Origin of the sequence: Haloferax volcanii DS2 (genome assembly GCF_000025685.1) — an archaeon.
Classification (GTDB): domain Archaea; phylum Halobacteriota; class Halobacteria; order Halobacteriales; family Haloferacaceae; genus Haloferax; species Haloferax volcanii.
Window position 1 is genome coordinate 1,996,746 of the sequence record NC_013967.1, and the last position, 16,232, is coordinate 2,012,977.

General features: G+C 65.9%; 19 protein-coding genes. 8 read left to right on the forward strand and 11 right to left on the reverse strand.

Going from position 1 to position 16,232, the window contains the following annotated elements; all coding sequences use genetic code 11:
- Window positions 1-216: 216 nt before the first annotated feature.
- From HVO_RS14940 to HVO_RS14950, 3 genes are all read right to left on the reverse strand, one after another.
- A complete protein-coding gene (locus HVO_RS14940; RefSeq protein ID WP_004042014.1) occupies window positions 217-1,086 on the reverse strand; it encodes a class 1 fructose-bisphosphatase in 870 nt (289 codons plus the stop codon).
- Between the two features lie 312 nt (window positions 1,087-1,398).
- On the reverse strand, window positions 1,399-1,677 hold the full coding sequence (locus HVO_RS14945; RefSeq protein WP_049914809.1) for a hypothetical protein: 279 nt from the start codon (window positions 1,675-1,677) through the stop codon (window positions 1,399-1,401).
- 54 nt (window positions 1,678-1,731) lie between these two features.
- Window positions 1,732-2,898 (reverse strand): Cdc6/Cdc18 family protein, encoded by a 1,167-nt coding sequence (locus HVO_RS14950; protein ID WP_004042015.1) that lies wholly within the window; start codon window positions 2,896-2,898, stop codon window positions 1,732-1,734.
- 133 nt (window positions 2,899-3,031) lie between these two features.
- Here HVO_RS14950 and HVO_RS14955 point away from each other — a divergent pair, with 133 nt between their 5' ends.
- Entirely contained in the window at window positions 3,032-3,265 is a 234-nt protein-coding gene (locus tag HVO_RS14955; protein ID WP_004042016.1) for a DUF2249 domain-containing protein, read from the forward strand.
- 132 nt (window positions 3,266-3,397) lie between these two features.
- Window positions 3,398-4,738 (forward strand): hypothetical protein, encoded by a 1,341-nt coding sequence (locus HVO_RS14960; RefSeq protein WP_004042017.1) that lies wholly within the window; start codon window positions 3,398-3,400, stop codon window positions 4,736-4,738.
- Between the two features lie 31 nt (window positions 4,739-4,769).
- On the opposite strand, the gene HVO_RS14965 is transcribed toward HVO_RS14960, so the two are convergent.
- Window positions 4,770-5,069 carry a hypothetical protein gene (locus HVO_RS14965; RefSeq protein WP_004042018.1) on the reverse strand — a complete coding sequence of 100 codons (300 nt, stop codon included), beginning with the start codon at window positions 5,067-5,069 and terminating at the stop codon, window positions 4,770-4,772.
- Window positions 5,070-5,230: 161 nt separating this feature from the next.
- Between HVO_RS14965 and HVO_RS14970 the strand changes: the two genes are divergently transcribed.
- Complete coding sequence (locus tag HVO_RS14970; protein WP_004042019.1) at window positions 5,231-5,536, forward strand: cupin domain-containing protein; 306 nt, start codon at window positions 5,231-5,233, stop codon at window positions 5,534-5,536.
- Window positions 5,537-5,571: 35 nt separating this feature from the next.
- Here the strand turns inward: HVO_RS14970 and HVO_RS14975 are convergent, their stop codons facing one another.
- Window positions 5,572-6,186: a hypothetical protein gene (locus tag HVO_RS14975; RefSeq protein WP_004042020.1), complete on the reverse strand. Its 615-nt coding sequence runs from the start codon at window positions 6,184-6,186 to the stop codon at window positions 5,572-5,574.
- Between the two features lie 241 nt (window positions 6,187-6,427).
- Complete coding sequence (locus tag HVO_RS14980; protein ID WP_004042021.1) at window positions 6,428-6,748, reverse strand: DUF5789 family protein; 321 nt, start codon at window positions 6,746-6,748, stop codon at window positions 6,428-6,430.
- Window positions 6,749-6,990: 242 nt separating this feature from the next.
- On the opposite strand from HVO_RS14980, the gene HVO_RS14985 reads away from it, so the two are divergent.
- A complete protein-coding gene (locus HVO_RS14985; protein ID WP_004042022.1) occupies window positions 6,991-7,257 on the forward strand; it encodes a hypothetical protein in 267 nt (88 codons plus the stop codon).
- A 167-nt stretch (window positions 7,258-7,424) separates the two neighbouring features.
- On the opposite strand, the gene nirK is transcribed toward HVO_RS14985, so the two are convergent.
- The 3 genes from nirK to HVO_RS14995 form a co-directional block, all read right to left on the reverse strand.
- Window positions 7,425-8,504 carry a copper-containing nitrite reductase gene (gene nirK / locus HVO_RS14990; protein ID WP_004042023.1) on the reverse strand — a complete coding sequence of 360 codons (1,080 nt, stop codon included), beginning with the start codon at window positions 8,502-8,504 and terminating at the stop codon, window positions 7,425-7,427.
- A 169-nt stretch (window positions 8,505-8,673) separates the two neighbouring features.
- Complete coding sequence (locus HVO_RS21040; protein WP_155821732.1) at window positions 8,674-8,826, reverse strand: HVO_2142 family zinc finger protein; 153 nt, start codon at window positions 8,824-8,826, stop codon at window positions 8,674-8,676.
- 140 nt (window positions 8,827-8,966) lie between these two features.
- A complete protein-coding gene (locus tag HVO_RS14995; RefSeq protein WP_004042025.1) occupies window positions 8,967-9,326 on the reverse strand; it encodes a DUF2249 domain-containing protein in 360 nt (119 codons plus the stop codon).
- A 32-nt stretch (window positions 9,327-9,358) separates the two neighbouring features.
- On the opposite strand from HVO_RS14995, the gene HVO_RS15000 reads away from it, so the two are divergent.
- The 3 genes from HVO_RS15000 (at window position 9,359) to HVO_RS15010 (ending at window position 11,795) form a co-directional block, all read left to right on the forward strand.
- Window positions 9,359-10,549, forward strand: a complete 1,191-nt coding sequence (locus HVO_RS15000; RefSeq protein ID WP_004042026.1) for a TIGR04053 family radical SAM/SPASM domain-containing protein — start codon at window positions 9,359-9,361, stop codon at window positions 10,547-10,549.
- 85 nt (window positions 10,550-10,634) lie between these two features.
- Window positions 10,635-11,201 (forward strand): halocyanin domain-containing protein, encoded by a 567-nt coding sequence (locus HVO_RS15005; RefSeq protein WP_004042027.1) that lies wholly within the window; start codon window positions 10,635-10,637, stop codon window positions 11,199-11,201.
- A gap of 96 nt (window positions 11,202-11,297) precedes the next feature.
- Window positions 11,298-11,795 carry a hypothetical protein gene (locus HVO_RS15010; protein WP_004042028.1) on the forward strand — a complete coding sequence of 166 codons (498 nt, stop codon included), beginning with the start codon at window positions 11,298-11,300 and terminating at the stop codon, window positions 11,793-11,795.
- 1,007 nt (window positions 11,796-12,802) lie between these two features.
- Here the strand turns inward: HVO_RS15010 and HVO_RS15015 are convergent.
- Entirely contained in the window at window positions 12,803-15,085 is a 2,283-nt protein-coding gene (locus HVO_RS15015) for a nitric-oxide reductase large subunit (protein WP_004042029.1), read from the reverse strand.
- A 117-nt stretch (window positions 15,086-15,202) separates the two neighbouring features.
- On the opposite strand from HVO_RS15015, the gene HVO_RS15020 reads away from it, so the two are divergent.
- Window positions 15,203-15,523, forward strand: coding sequence for a CGCGG family putative rSAM-modified RiPP protein (locus tag HVO_RS15020; protein ID WP_004042030.1), 321 nt, complete (start codon window positions 15,203-15,205; stop codon window positions 15,521-15,523).
- A gap of 34 nt (window positions 15,524-15,557) precedes the next feature.
- Here the strand turns inward: HVO_RS15020 and HVO_RS15025 are convergent, their stop codons facing one another.
- Complete coding sequence (locus HVO_RS15025; RefSeq protein WP_004042031.1) at window positions 15,558-16,208, reverse strand: hypothetical protein; 651 nt, start codon at window positions 16,206-16,208, stop codon at window positions 15,558-15,560.
- Between the last annotated feature and the right edge of the window lie 24 nt (window positions 16,209-16,232).

The following is a 16,232-nucleotide window of genomic DNA, read 5'->3' on the forward strand; positions in this document are numbered from 1 at the left end:
CTAATATTGTCCTGGCCTCTGCTATCCTAATTTATCTAGAAAAAATACATATCTTATATTTGTTAGCTTGGCTTCTACCGAGTTCATTCTTCCGCGTCTCCAGTGGGTGACGGACCGCCGGCTCGACGACTGGTTTTCGGAACTGCGTCGTGTCAGGCGCAGAAACAGGTCACGTCAGCACCCGCGACTCGCCGCGACGCAGATGAATCGGGACCGTCAGTCCAGCCGCGTTTCCAGCGACTCGACGAGCGAGTCGTTGCCGATGTAGACCGGCACGCGGTCGTGGATGTCCTCGGGCGTTCCCGAGAGGAGCGACTGTTCGCCGTCGGACGACCGCCCGCCGGCGCACTCGATGATGTAGCCGATGGGGAAGCCCTCGAACTGCTGGCGGAGTTTGCCGCCCGGCGCGTCGGTCTGTGCGGGGTACGCGAAGACGCCGCCGTAGTGGAGAATCTGGTTCACGTCGCCGATCATCGACCCGCCGTAGCGGAGCTTCATCCCCTCGGTGCGTTCGGTCTCGCGGGCGAACGCTTCGAAGTCGTCGAACCAGCGGTTGACCCGGCCGCCGAAGCTGAAGATGGCGGGGTCGCCGGGCAGCGTTAGTTCCTCGCGGAGCGGGCGCTTGATACCCGATTCGAGGATGTACTCGCTGACGACGCCGTCGCGGCCGGCCACGAGCGTCGTCACCGGGCCGTAAAGGATGTAGCCCGCGGCGAGCAGGTTCTCGCCGCCCGTGGGGAGCGGTTCGTCGTAGATGCTGTACAGCGTTCCCATCACGTTGTTCGGCTTTAGGTTCGTCGACCCGTCGAGCGGGTCGAGCGCGACCGAAACCCCCTCGCCGATGTCGATGACGTCGGGGCGCTCCTCGCTGGCGTACTCGCCGACGCCGTCGAGGGGGCGGAGGCGCTTCAACAGCAGTTCGTCGGCGTAGGTGTCGGCTTCCAGTTGGCGCTCGCCGCTCGGGTTCGTGCCCTCCTCGTAGACGCGCCGGCCGGGCAGCCCCGCGCGAATCGACGGCGCGGCCGCACAGAGCGTCTCGACGATGGCGTCGACCACGTCGTCCTCCCGACTCGATGGGTCTGTCATGCGTTCGATACACCCTGCGGAGTCGCGGCTGCGCCGAAGCGGTTCGACGGAGCGCCGACGGGCGGCGTGCGGACGAGCGTCGAGGTGGTCGTCATTACCTATTGGTCCCGTGGGCGAAGTATAGTTCTGTCCCCGCGCGTAAGCGTTGCACCGCGGCGACGACGGCGTTGGCGGTGGGTTTTCGACTCGGGCGCTGGTCGAATCCTCAGTCGCAGAGCGGTTGTCGGGGCCGTGCTGCATACAGCGCGCGAGTGGGTTGTCGGTTCGAAACCGACGGTGTCTCGTGATGCACCAGCGTCGAGTCACGGCCCATCATGCAGCTGTGAGAGAGAACAGGTAGAGAAACAGGATAATCGAACTGCCAAACGTCAGTGCTCCGTACAGCGGCACAGACTTCCACGAGGAGGTTCGGCTGAACCAACTCGATACGAGAGTCCCGACTGCTGAGAGTCCCAGCAGGCCATACACGATTGGCATTCCTTCCATCGAGAGATAGCCGCCGATAACCTTCACAGCAATCATTGTAGAAAGGAGTCCACAACAGATAGCGAGGAGGCCAGCGATGGACTGTCGCTTCACACTCAATCCCATACCAAAACGTGACAAACTCCGATAATTAATACGTTGTCACTACGTGGGAACAGATTACTGCGCGGCGAACAGTCGTTCGAACACGACCGTCGGGAACCGCGGTTCGAGTCGGCTCGGCGGCCGGCCTTTCCGTTCGACGCGCTCCGCCGTGACCCGGCGGGTGATGCCGTCTTCTGCGAGTTCGTAGAGGATGCGCTTGACCGTGGTCGGTGAGAGGTCGACCGATTTGGCGATGTGCTGGCTCGTCGCCCGCACCGACTGCTGTTGGTCGGGGCGCAACGCGAGGAGTTCGTGGAGCACCTGCCGGCGGTTCTCCGGGAGCGAGAACACGCGGCCGAGCGAGACGCAGGGTTGGGGGACCGCGGCGATTCCGTCGGCGACGTCGGCGGCCGTGATGCTCCGGTGTTGGTTGCGGACCGCTTCGTCGGCCGCGCCGAACAGCGCCACGAGCGCGTCGTGAGCGTCGCCGTCGGCCCACTCCGCGATGTCGCGAGCGAGTCGGTGGTCGAGCGTCCGCCGCGACCCGGCCGCCGACACTCGCGTCATCAGCACGTCGACGAGCACCTGACTCTGGTACGGTTCGAACTGAATCGCGCCGGCCGTGTAGTCGGTCAGCACCGTCTCGTCGGGCGGCGCGCGCCCGATAGCCAGCCAACTGACTTTGCTCGGAAGCCCGGCACAGAGGTCGACGAACGCCTCGCCGTCGAGCGTCCCCGACTCTTCGAGGTGGTCGACGGCGACGACGGCACCCGTCTTCGGGCCGTCGAGCGCGTCCTTGAGCCGCGACTGGAGCGCCTCGGTCTTGATACCCTGCTTGGGCACGGACTCATCGACGAGCGCGTCGAGCACGGCGTGGTAGAACGCGAACGCGCTCGTCGTCTCGCGCGCGTCGACGTAGACGAACCGCGGCGCGAACGTCGCCTGCACGCGGGTCGTCGTGTGGATGGCGGCGTTGTTGACGCTCGACACGCGGACGAGGTGGTCGAACAGCGCCGTCACGACCGCCGACTTCCCCGACCCCTTGGGTCCGTAGACGTAGGCGTTCGGCGGGAGATGGCCGTCGAACACCGGGTCGAGGTAGTCGAGCAGTCGCTCTAACACCGGTCCGCAGTTCACCGGGTCGTCGGTGTGCGCGACCGGCGAGAGCGAGTCGTAATCGACGAGGAGGCGAGGCTCACCGTCCCGGCGTTGCCGACGTTGGATCCTCGCTTCGATGTCCATGTCGTAGTGGTAGTTCCGAAATGGGAGGTATATCAGTTCTGACTGCTTACGGCTGTGGTACGTCTGTGGTCGCCCGGTCGTCGAACGTGTTCGGGGCAACCGACTCGGCGGTCCCCAACGAGGTACGACGCGTATGGCAGACACCACCCTCGACGTGCGCGACCTCCCACCGGCGGAGCGCCATCCGAAGATTCACGCCGCGTTCGACGACCTCGACGCCGGCGAGTCGCTGACGATTCTCAACGACCACGACCCGAAGCCGCTGTTCTACGAAATGCAGGCCGAAGTCGACGCGTTCGACGCCGACAACTACACGGTCGAACAACGCGCTTCCGACGAGTTCGCGGCGACGTTCCCGAAGCGGTAGCGCCGCGGCCGCGGGTCGCGGGTCGCGGCCGCGAGTCGTACATCGCTGTCCCGACCCGTCTCCGCCGTTTCTCCACTCTCGTCGAATATGTTCGGCGTCACCGGTAGGGCTTCGCGCCGCGCTAGTCCGCGTATGAGCGTCATTCCCGCCGATGTCGACACGACCCGACAGCCCCCGATGACGATTCCGCTCCGGCACTTCGTCGTCGCGCTCGGCTTCCTCGCGGCCGCGGTGGGCCTCCGGGTCGCTTTCGCCGTCGGCGTCGCTCCCGGTGCCGCCCGACTCGCCCACGTCCACCTCCTGCTCGCGGGGTGGGTGTGCGTCACCATCATGGGCGCGATGACGCAGTTCGTCCCGGTCTGGTCCGGCGTCGAACTCTACTCCCGACGACTCGCGACCACGCAGTTGTGGGTCGTCAGCGTCGGTCTCGCCGGCCTCGCGGGATGCTTCCTCCTCGGGGCGTTCGCGTGGCTCCCCGTCTTCGGTGCCGTCGCGCTCCTCGGCTTCTGGACGTTCGCCTACAACGTCGCGCGCACGCTCTCCCGACTCGACGGCTCCGACGTGACCGAGCGCCACTTCGGCCTCGCACTCGGATTTCTCGCGGTCGTCACCGCGCTCGGCGTCCTGCTTGCGGTCGACTTCACGCGCCCGCTTTTCGCCGGTATCGGCGTGGGCCACGCGAGCGTCCGCGCGGCCCACGTCACGCTCGCCGTCTTCGGCGTCGTCGTGACGACCGTCGTCGGCGCGCTCTACCAACTCGCGACGATGTTCACCCAGACAAAGCTCCGCGGCGTCGACGTGTGGCTCCGCCGATTCGAGGAGGTCGGCTACCCCGTCGGTGTCGTCGCCCTCGCCGGTGGCCGACTCGTCTCCGACCCGACGCTCGCGCGGGTCGGCGGCGCGCTCGTCGCCCTCTCGCTTTTCGGTGTCGCCGCGATTCTCGCCCGTCGCCTCGTCGAGTCGGCGGTCGATTGGACGCCCATGCTCACCCGGTACGCCGTCGCGGCCGTCGCGCTCGCCGGGTGGGCCGTCCTGACGCTCCCCGCGTGGCTCGCGGACCCGCTGGCGGGGGACCGACTGTTCGGCGCGCCGGGAACCGGGTCGCTGTTCCGGCTCGGCTTCGTCGGCTTCGTCGTGCTCGGGACGCTCTACCACGTCGTCCCCTTCATCGTCTGGATCCACCGATACAGCGACCGCCTCGGCCTCGAACCCGTGCCGATGCTCGACGACCTCTACGACGCCCGCCTCGCCCGCCTCGATTTCGGTCTCGTCGTCTCGGGCGTCGCCGCCGTCGTCGCACGCGACCTCGCCGGTCTCTCGACGGGCGTCGAGACGGCGGGCTGGACGCTCGTGCTCGCCGGTGTGGCGGCGTTCGCTGCGAACCTCCTGCGAGTTATCTGGCTCCACAGCCCGCAATCGCTGGTCGGCGGCGCGGCCGCGTCGGCTGGCGGTGCGGACGACGGCGCTGACTGAGTCGGCGCGTCAGGGACGGTCTCGCACCCACTCACATCCCGAGCAGTTCGGGTGCAAGAAAGAGGAGTGCGAGCAGGCACGTCAGGACGAGAACCGCCACGACGCGCAGGCCGCCGGCCGCTCGTCGTCGGTCCTCCGGGAGCGACTCCGCGAGTCCGGACAGGGCGGTCCCGGCTATCATGAACAGCGGCCAGTTCCCCGACAGAGACTGTTCCACGACCGCGTACTGCCAGTACAGCCCCGAGAAGACGAGCGCGCCAGAGAGTTGGACGACTGGAAAGAGGCCGCCGGTGGGTTCGCTGAACAGGGTTTCGTCAACTATGGAGGGCATTGAACACGTCATCGCCCGCGAAGGTGAAAAGAGCACCTGCCTTCGCCACCTCGGTCGCGCTCGCGCTGGCTCTCGTTCACATCCGGTCGCTTCCGGCCCCGCGTCCCCCGAACACGTTCGGCCGCAGGCTTACCGACCGTGCGGTCGACGACTCACTCGTGATGCCAGAACACGCCGTGCTCGACGACCTCCCGCCGCAGATGCACGCGCCCGTCTTCGAGACCGACCGTCCGAAAACCGTTAGACTCCGCCTCGAAGCCGGCGACGAGGTGCCGGCGCACTCCCACCCCGGGTTCGACATCGTCTTCCACGTCGTCACCGGCCGGATGGAACTCGCGCTCGACGGCGAGACGCACGAGGTTGCCGCGGGAGAGCTGCTGCGGTTCGGCGGCGACCGCGACATCTCGCCGCGCGCGCCGGTCGACAGTACCGCAGTGCTCGTGTTCGCCCCGGCTGTCGACGACTGAACCGCGGGACCAACTCCCGCGGACGAACACCTGATTTACTCCGGCTCGCCCGACAGCCGCTTCAGTGCCGCCTCGAACTCCTCGGACAGCGAAACCGAATCCGGCTCGTCGCTGTCGCGCTCACCCGTCGACGAGCCGGTATCGGGGACCGAGTCGTCCGTCTCCGCCTGCGCGTCAGCCGGGTCCATCGCGTCGAGCTCCGCGTTGATGGCGTCTGCCTGCTGGTGCATCGGCGCGACGCGGACTCGGACGCGGTCGTAGTCGTGACGGTCGTCGAGGCCGTTCCACGCCCGAAACGCGCCGACGGTGAGCGTCTTCGACTGCGGGCAAAACGGCGTCGTCGGCGTGAACTCCGCGACAAGCACCGACGGGTCGTCTCGGTCCTCCGCGTAGCGGAACCCCGCGTCCGGGTGGCGGCGGTCGAGGTTCAGCCGCGCGAGGTTGTAGCCGAACGTCACGTCGTAGACGCCCCGCGCTTCGAACAGGTCGCGGGCGACCCGGTGGACGGCGACGTGGTCGTCGCCGTCGAGGACGCGGTGGCCGTCGAGGAAGGCGTCCGGGTCGGGCAGGTGTTCGGGGACGAACTGGTCGATATCGTCGAAGCGGTCGGCCCGCGACCCGCCGCCGAACAGGGACGGAATGTCTGGCATAGTTCGAAGTGGGGTCGCCACGGGCGTAGGCCCACCCCCGAACACGTTCAATTCACTGTTCGCCGCTGGCGCTCGTCGCGGTCGTGGCACGAGTGGATAGTGCTTGGTGCTGTCAAAACTCGTCGTCGCGGGGCGGGAGCTACTGATGTGGACGGGCCAACGAGTGGCACAGACAGCCCGGACACGGCTCGGAGCGGAGGTCACCGAAATATCGCCACGACGGAGACGGCTCCGGACGCACTCATCTCCGATTTATCAATCGCTGAATCCGGTCGCGAACGTCGTCCGCGGAGTCGTAAATCTCGTTGTCGACCGAGGCGAGCACCTCGTGGATGGGCTTCGACCCGCCTTGCGTTTCGACCTCGTAGTCGCCGTAGTTCTCGACGAGTTGCTCCGTCGTGGTCGGATAGTCCTGAATTTCAAGCGCATCGTCGAGGTCACCGAGCTGCTCCCCGGGGGCGCGTTCGTCGGCGCGGTCACGCGCCTCTTGGAGCGCTCGTTCGCGCTGGCGCTGTTCTTCGTTGGCCGCTTGCTTGTTTCGGCCCTGTTTGTCGTCTGGCATCCTTGGCACTTCGAAAGCGAACGGGATAATGCTGTGGCCGATTCTCGGTAGTCGCTTCCGACACGCGGGTTCTGTTAGCTCCGGTGGGGGTCAACAGCGTCAGGGGAAACCCGGTCAGTCCGGGGACGACCGGTCGGTGCCGGCGCTCCGTTGCGGTCGGAACGGTCGAGTACACGGTGGATGCTAACTGGCCTCAGAGTAGCTTTATTTTCGGCCCGATACGGTACACCACTTGCGGAACGATGCGTTCTCACCAATCGCTCGAAATCCTCGTCGTGGCTATCCTCTACATCTGCGTGTTTGTGATAGTCGTCGGACCTGCGCTTGATTCGATAGCCGGCTTGGAAACGCTCTCGATGGATGCTCCGAGAGGCGTTGAACGCACGTGGGACTTAGTCTCGAAGCCACAGGGCTGGATACTCTGTCTCGGCTACGTTCCAGTTCATTTCGCGTACCTGTTCGTCCGCGCACGACTCGCCGGTGAATCGGTCGATTCCTACTGGGTGTAGTGCTCCGATACCTTTCCGAGATTTACAGACGTGAACTCCCACGGCAGCGACGTTGACGCGCTGAACTCACCCGCTAAGCGTTGCACGCGTGTGCTCTCAACACCGAGAGGTTTCGACAGAGACGGGCGAAAAACAGCGATCAATGGTTGCCAGTCGGTGCAACGGCGCTACTGCGGGTCAGGGTCGGGGTCGAATATCTCGGGGTCTTCCGCCCCCTCGGCGCGGACGACCGCCATACAGCCCTTGCGGACGACGCGGGACAGCGAGTGGTCGACGAGCTTGAAGTCGCCGGGGACGGGCGAACTCATCGTCGCGATGGTCGTGCTCCCCGGCGGCACCTGTCGCGTCTGGATGTGGGTCTGCGGCTCGGTCGTCAGCGACCCCTCGGGGTAGAGCGTCTCCCAGACGCTTCCGATGGGGTGGAAGCTACTGGAGAGGTTCGGCCCCCCGTCGACGAAGTACACCCGGACCGTCTCGTCGAGGCCGACCGTCGCGGCCGGCCCCCGGCCGTTGGGCGTCCACGCGTACTTCTCGCCGTTCATGAGGACGTACGTCGGCTCCTCGTTCCGCATGGCCTCGTAGTCGAAGGCGTGTTGGCCCTCCTCGCCGGCGTCCTTGTCGGTGTAGAGTTCGTGCTGGCCGAGGTATATCTCGTGGTCGACCTCGGGCATCCCCTCCGGCGGTTCGACGAGGATGAGCCCGAACATCCCGGCGCTGATGTGCATGTCCATGTTCGGCACGGCGCAGTGGTAGATGTACGCGCCGGGGTAGGTCGCCTTGAACCGCAGGTGTGCCGTCTCGCCGGGGTTCGTCATCGTCGCTTCCGCGCCGCCGCCGGGGCCGGCGACCGCGTGGAAGTCGACGTTGTGCGGCATGGTGTTCTCCTCGGGGTTCTCGAACGTCACGTTCACCGTGTCGCCCTGCCGGACGCGGACGAGCGGGCCGGGAACCTGCCCGTTGTACGTCGTGTAGGTGAACGTCACGCCGTCTTCTACCTCGGCGGTCACTTCCTCCGGCCGGAGCGTCACGTCGACCTCGGCGGACTCGCTCCGGTCGATGGGACCGGGGATGTCCGTCGGGTCGGCCGCGACTTGGTCCACCAGGTTCGTCGAACCCTGTTGTGTCGGTTCCTCCGTCTCGTCGAGCGACTGCGCGGCGGTCGGCGATTTCGTCGCACAGCCGGCGAGCGATGCGACGCCGCCGAGTCCGAGCCACTGGAGCGTCCGCCGCCGAGTCGTGGATAGCATCTGTGTCTCCCTCCGGTTGAATCGAGTGCCCGGATACTGGTATAAACGGACACTGGTTGTCCGGGTTGGAGACGCGCTCCGAACATCTTCGCGAACCGTACCACGCCGTGAGACGCGGAGAGGCGCGGTCGCTAACGAGCGCGCGAATCCCGAGCAGACGAACGGGGGTTCAGTCGCCGCCGACGAAGCGGTCGCGGCGGTACCGACACTGCTCGCAGAAGAACTGCGCGAGCCCCGCCGGCTGCGTGCCGGTGAAGGCCATCTCGGAGCCGCAGTCGGGACACCATTCGGAGTGGGTGGTATTCGTGTGGTCTGAACTCATACCACGTACAAACGCGTGAGGAGTTATTACATTAACGATTATGCCAAATTGCGCGCGATTGATACGTTTCGGGTCGAAAACGGTGCCGCTCCCGGTGCTGACGAGGGGCACGCAGGAGGGGTATCGGAGACCGCGCCGACTCAGGGCTCCCAAATCGCGGTGACGACGCCCTCGTCGCGCTCGGCGGAACAGTAGGCGAATCCCCGGTCGTCGAGCTTCGGGTAGAGGAACTTCGGCTCGCGGTCGTTAAGCTGGACGAATACGGTTTCGCCGTCGAGGTCGGTGAGGCGGTTCATCGTCTCCGTGAGCGGTTCCGGCGGCGGCAGCTCCCGCACGTCGAGGAAATCCACCGCTCGCTCGGTCGGTGCGTCGAGTCCGTCGAGGTACGCCTCGCGGTCCATATGCGTGTCGTGGGGGCGACAGCGCAGGAAGCTCACCCCGAACGTGTTCGATTCGGTTTCCCCGGCCAGTCGGCCGAACACGTTCGGGGCGTGGCTCACCTTCCGCGACGCCGAACCGCACGACAAGAGCCATGTCTCGACCGCCACACGTCGACACCGACGCCGACGCCGAAGCCAACGCCGACGCGGGAAGTGACGCCGGCGCGCCGCCGACTGCGACCGCCCCGCCGGACCCGTCGAGCATCGACACCTCGCGGCGGCCGTTCGTCCTCATCTGGGAGGTCACGCAGGCGTGCGACCTCGCGTGCGACCACTGTCGGGCGGACGCGACGCCCGCGCGACACCCCGACGAACTGACCACCGCCGAAGGAAAGCGCCTGCTCGACCAGGCCCGCGAGTTCGGCCCCGGGCAGCTCGTCGTCCTCTCCGGCGGCGACCCGCTCGCCCGCTCGGACCTCGTAGACCTCGTCGAGTACGGGACCGACATGGGCCTCAGGATGACTCTCACGCCGAGCGGGACGTCGTCGCTGACGTCCGAGACGGTTGCTGCCCTCCTCGACGCGGGCGTCAAGCGCATGGCGCTCAGCCTCGACGGCGCGACCGCGGCGTCGCACGACGCCTTCCGAGGAGAAGACGGGAGCTTCGACCAGACCGTCGCGGCCGCCCGCGCCGCCCGCGAGGCCGGTCTCCCGCTCCAGATAAACACGACCGTCTGCGCCCAGACGGTCGACGAACTCCCCGCGCTCTGCGACCTCGTGGCCGACCTCGGCGCAGTCCTCTGGTCCGTGTTCTTCCTCGTCCCCGTCGGGCGCGGGCGCGTCCTCGACCCGATTTCCCCCGAGCGCGCCGAGCGCGTCATGGAGTGGCTGACCGAGGTGAGCGAGGACGCGCCCTTCGGCGTCAAGACGACCGAAGCGCCCCACTACCGGCGGGTCGCTATCCAGCGCCGGCGGGACGCGAGCGACGCGCCCCCGACCGACGGCATCGGCCGCCGGCTCGGCATCACCGCGGGCGACGGCTTCGCCTTCGTCAGCCACACCGGCGACCTGTTCCCGTCGGGGTTCCTCCCGGCGACCGCCGGCAACGTCCGCGACGGCGGACTCGTCGAACGATACCGCGAGAGCGACCTCTTCCGGTCGCTCCGGGACCGCGACGCCCTCGGCGGGAAGTGCGGCGCGTGCGAGTTCCGCCACGTCTGCGGCGGCAGTCGCTCGCGGGCCTACGCCCACACCGGCGACCCGCTGGCCAGCGACCCGCTCTGCGGGTACGTGCCCGCCGACTACGACGGCCCGATACCCGGGACTCGGTCGGCGGGCGACTGACGCCTCGAGAAGTGGCAGCGCACGGGAAGCGACCCGAACACGTTCGGGACAACCGCTTGCATCCGTCGCCGCCGAGGTACAGCCGATGACGCGCGACACCAACCACACGAGACGGCGTTTTACGGCACTGACTGCGACGGCGGCGCTGTCGACGGCGCTCGCCGGCTGTTCCGGCTCCGGCGGCGACGCCGCGAACGCGGCCGCGGCGGACGGGGACGACGCGACGACCGCCGAATCGACCGCGGAGCCGACGACCGAGTCCGGCGGCACGACCGGCGGCGACGACGGTTCCGGCGACGGGAGCGCCCCGCAGTTCGACGGCTGGTTCGACAACGTGGACAACTACGACGGCGTCGCGGACGCGACCGGGCAGTCGACAGTCACGGTGACGGTGGGGTCACAGGCCAACGGCGGGGCGTTCGGGTTCGGCCCGGCCGCCGTACGGGTCGATTCCGGCACCACGGTCGTCTGGGAGTGGAACGGCAAGGGCGGGTCGCACAACGTCGCCGCCGCCGACGGCACCTTCGAATCGGAGTTGGCGGGCAGTAGCGGTCACACGTTCGAACACACCTTCGAGGCGGCCGGGACGTACACTTACGCCTGTACGCCCCACGAGACGGTCGGGATGAAGGGCGCAATCGTCGTCGAGTAGCGTCCGACCGCGTCGTTTCTCGGTCCGGTTTCGCCCGCCGTCGGTCGGTTCTCTCCCGCCCGCGAACTTCTTCTCCCGGTACGACGAATCTCTCGTATGCCTCGGACCTCGGTCCTCGCCGCCGCGCGTCGTCGCCCGTCGCTCACGTTCGCCCTCGCGGGCGGCGCGTTCGCGCTCTGGTACGTGCTCGCTGAGCCGGTGGTCGCGTTGCTGACCGGCGGCGACCCGGCCGTCCCCTCCGGACCGATGGCGGTGCTCGTCGCCGGGGGGTTTCTCGGCGGCGGCCTGCTCGCCAGCCTGCTCTGGCGGCGACTCGGCGGGCCGACCTCCCGACTCCGCGGCGCGCTCGTCGGCGGCCTCGTCGGGTTGCTCGCGCTCCCGGTCCCGATGTACCTGCTCGAACTCGCGGTGGTCGTGATGGAGGGGAGCCCGTTCGAAGCGCCGGTCGGGATGGGGCCGGTTGCGGCGCTCGCGAGGAGCGTTGCCCTGTTTCTCGTCGCCCCGCTGTTCCTCGGGGCGCTGGGCGTGATTGCGACGCTCGGCGGGACGGTCGTCGTCGGGGCCGCGACGGGGCTAGTGCTCGCGTGGGAATGAGTCGGCAGTCCGATGTCGGCGAAAAACAGAGACGGTGAATCAGTCGCCGGTTGCGCTGTTGTGCATCCGTTATCTGATGAGGTGGTGTGACACGGACAGAGGCTGTATGCAGTAATTCGCTATCCTTCGTTTCGCACCGAAGTGGGTGAATAGACCGAGGAAATCACGTGCGAGTTGGTCATCCGAGCGAACTGGGGGTCAGCGTGTCACCGAGAACGTATAGTGGTATTCCAAGCAGAACCCCGATAACGCCAAATGCAATGAATACGAGTGCTGCTGGTCCTCGCACTCGCTTTGTCATTGGAATTGAGTTGACTAACGCAAGCACATATACCGAGAACACGAGTAGATAAGAGAGAATAATCGGCTTACGACTACTCTGCCGAGAAACATAACCCACAGGGAACATTGCTGCGAGTGGAAGGGACAAGTATAGCGAAATCTCGATACTATTGGAACCGAGGAGACGAAGAACTGCAGAGAATTGAAGTCCATTCGCAGCAAGGAGAGCGACCACAACTCCCGCCAGCGATGCGAGCCAACATCCGATGGTAGAGCAGTATGGGTATCGCTGATGTACAAACGAAAATAATCCAAGAGTAAAGTAGACACCACCAACTGAGAACAGCCACGGGGTTGAATCTCTAATGAGAGGGACCAAAGAAGGATACAGTGGATGTCCGAGGAAGTAGACACTAATTACAAACACAGCGACACTACTTCTGTTATTGTCGATACTTCGGTTTTGTAGCAAATTCCTCAGCAAACGATGTATTGTATAGAAAGACCCAGTAACGATAGCAGCCGGAAATACGACGAGCCAGATTAGATTAGTAAGAACCACATTCATGAGTTAGATTACTAACAAATGTTTGATAAGTTTTGTGGGGCTGTCTATCGCTTCGTATCTCGTCAGATGAGAGCTGGCCAGAGACCGACTCGCGCGCTCTATGCAGCACGACTCCGACAAATATCAGAAAATACGAGGTTCGACAGAGCCTCGCCCGTTAGTCGTCGCCCAAGATACCCTCAGCGACCGCCATATCGTCGACGCTCGGGTCGTCGGCGGACTGCCTGAGGACGAACCGCTTTCTGACGAGGTCAGCCGCGTAGATGACCGTCCCGAGGATGATGAGGGAGTCGCCGGGGAGCCGCGCCCAGAACAGCGTCTGAATCAGCGGCTGGTCGTAGAAGGCGACGCTCCGAGCGGCGGCGTAGCTCCCGGTGAACGCCGTCTCCAGTTGGAGGAAGCCGACCGGGAGGACGGAGACGAACACCATCAACACGAGGCCGACGTTCCAACACCAGAAGGCGGCGCGCAGCCACGAGCCGTCCCAGCGCTCGGGGTCGATGGAGAGCTGGAGCATGTAGGTGACCATGCCGAGCGCGAGGAAGCCGAACGCGCCGAACATCGCGGCGTGGGCGTGGCCGACCGTCAGGTACGTCCCGTGTTCGTAGTAGTTGATGAGCGGGAGGTTGATGAAGAAGCCGAGCACGCCCGCGCCGACGAAGTTCCAGACGCCGCTGGCGACGATGAACATGAACGGCAGGCGGTACGGGAACGACTCGCCCGACATCGCGCGGTACTGCCCGAGCGCCTCGTAGAGGATGAACACCAGCGGGATGAGTTCGAGCGTCGAGAAGACGCTCCCGATGGGCACCCACATGTCGGGCATGCCGACCCACCAGTAGTGGTGCGAGACGCCGATGATGCCCGTCCCCATGACGAGCAGCGCCTGGAGCATGACGGCCTTCTCTGCGCTCCGGCGGGACAGCAGGTTCATCGACACCAGCGTCAGGCCGACGATGGCGACGATGAAGAACTCGAACGCCCCCTCGACCCACATGTGGACGACCCACCAGCGCCAGAACTCCGTGACGGCGATGTTCGTCTCGGGGGTAAAGAGGAAACCCGCGGTGAACAGGAGGGCGATGGAGCCGCCGGCGTACAGAATCATGTGCGCCAGTCCGTACGGCGGTTCCTTGTCGAGAAGCGGTTTCAGGCCGCGGACGGCCAGTCCCGCCCAGATGAGGAAGCCGGCGAGGATGCCGAACTGCCAGAGCTTCCCGACTTCGAGGTATTCGAGCCCCTCGTTGCCGAGAATCCACCACAGCGAGCCGTCGATGTAGCCGTTCGCGCCCAGCCAGATGCCCGACAGGCCGCCGACCACGACGACGACGATAGCGCCGAGGAGGACGTTGATGTACCTCGACTGCTTCGGCGGTTCGTAGCCGGTCAGAAGCGGCGGGAGGAACAGCCCCGCGCCGAGCCACGTCGCGGCTATCCAGAGGATACCGAGGTCGATGTGCCACGTCTTGGCGATGGCGAACGGGAGCAGTTGCAGGATGGGCACGCCGAATAGCGACTCGATGCCGAAGAAGCCGGCGCGCTCGATGTAGAAGTGCGCGAGCAGACCGCCCAACAGCACCTGCGCCAAGAACAACCCGGCGGCGACCGGGATGAACCGGAGCGCCGCCCGCTGGCTCGGGAAGACGCTCACGTCGCCCGGTTCGGGCACCGTGATGTCCTCGGCCGACGGCTCGGGGAGTTCGACCGACTTGTACAGCCAGATGCCGAGGCCCGCCCCCGCGACGAGAAGCACCATGGCGACGACGCTCCACGTCATCGAGGCGGCGGTGGCGTCGTTCCCCGCGCCGGGCTGGTACGGCCAGTCGTTCGTGTACGAGTGGGTGCCGTCGGGGCGGTCGGTGTGAGAGAACCACGCCGTCCACATGGCGAAGTCCGCGAACGCCCGCGCCTCCTCCTCGGAGTCGATCATGTTTACGGGCACGCCGCGCTCGTGGTCGCCCTCGTGGTAGCGCTCGACGTACTCCTGTCGAACCTGCTCGTGGGCGTAGACCTCGGCCGCAGTGTACCGAATCACGCCGCCCTCGTAGCTGTCGTCGAGGTCGGATTTCACCACGTCGGCGACGGCCGCTTGGTCTGCGGAGTCGAGTTCGTCGTAGGGTTCACCGTAGCGCTCTTGGGCGTAGTAGTTCCGCATGAACCCGACTTTCAAATCCAGCGCGTCGGCGGTGTAGTCCGCGCCGTAGTACGCGCCGTTGCCCAGTATCGACCCGTGGTTCATCAGGCCGTCTCTCTGGAACACCGTCTTGCCCTCTCGAATCACGTCGCCGTTGGCGACGACGTCACCGTCGGGTCCGACCACCTCGTCGGGGATGGGTGGGGCCTCCTGATAGGCGAACCACGCGCCCGCACCCATCACGACGAGGTTGAAGACGAACACGACGACGATTGCCTTCGCGATGGTCTTGCGTTGTATCTCCATACACGTCGTGGTTCACACGCCTGCAATAGGCTCTACACGCCGCTTCCCGGCCTCGCACAGCTCGGACGAACATGTTCGGATAGGCTCTTTGAGCCGGACGCCGTTCCTCGAAGCGTAATGACGACCGATTCGCGACCCGCGGCCCACGACCACGACACGCCCGACACGGCGACCGACCGCGTCCACGACACCTCGTGGTCCGCGAACCTCGAACTCCCGCGACACGCCGCCGACCGCGACCTCGTCGTTGCGGAGGCGGTCGCCGCTGTCGAACACACGACCGCCGGCCACCACGTCAACCTCGTCACCCACGGCGACCACGGCCACCCGGAGACGTACCTGTACGACGCGCTCGCGGAACGGTTCGACGGCGTGGCGTACGAGTACGTCGAACAGTGCGGCTGCGGCGGGCACGTGACGCGGGTGTACGTGGAATAGTCTCGGTCTCGTGCTCGAACGTCGAGACCGGTGTCTACACTCGCGGCGAGTCGGTGTCTAGCTCCCCCGACGAGTCCGGGGTTTCAGCGGTTCCGTCGCCGGCATCCGTTCCGGCGAAGAAGTCGAACGCCAGTTCGCCGTCGAGGACGTGCGTGTGCTCGAACGTCCCCGTCTCGACGAGTTCCACGGTACTATCGACGACGAGTCTGCGGGCCGAGTCCGGCCATTCGGTGACCGCGAAGTTGATGAACGCGATCTCGTCGGCGAGCTCGCCGAACCGGTGGACCTCGAAGACTGTGGCCGTATCGTCTCGGAACAGCGACACGGACGGGTGAGGCTCGTGGCCTCCCTCGAACGGCCCGTGGAGTGAGAGTTTCGGCGGAGACCCGTCGCCGTCCGGTGCCGCGAACCGCTGTGTGAGCGACCGGAGTTCGGTGTCGTCTGTATGCGAAATCGAGACGGCGAGCGGCCTCGGAAGGGGGCCGGAAGTGGGGTCGACGCCCACGGTGGCGAGGTCTCCGTCGTCTCCGGCCCCGAATTTGAGGTATTTTCCCCTGTCTCGGTGGTTGTCGTCGGTCTCGACTACCGGGTCCGTGTGTTCGGTTTGCGGGCCGAGAGAGCTACATCCTGCGGTCAGGGTGGTGGCTGCGGTCAGGGCGGACGCGAGAAACGCGCGACGGCGCATACGTAGCAACACACCGGAGTCAGT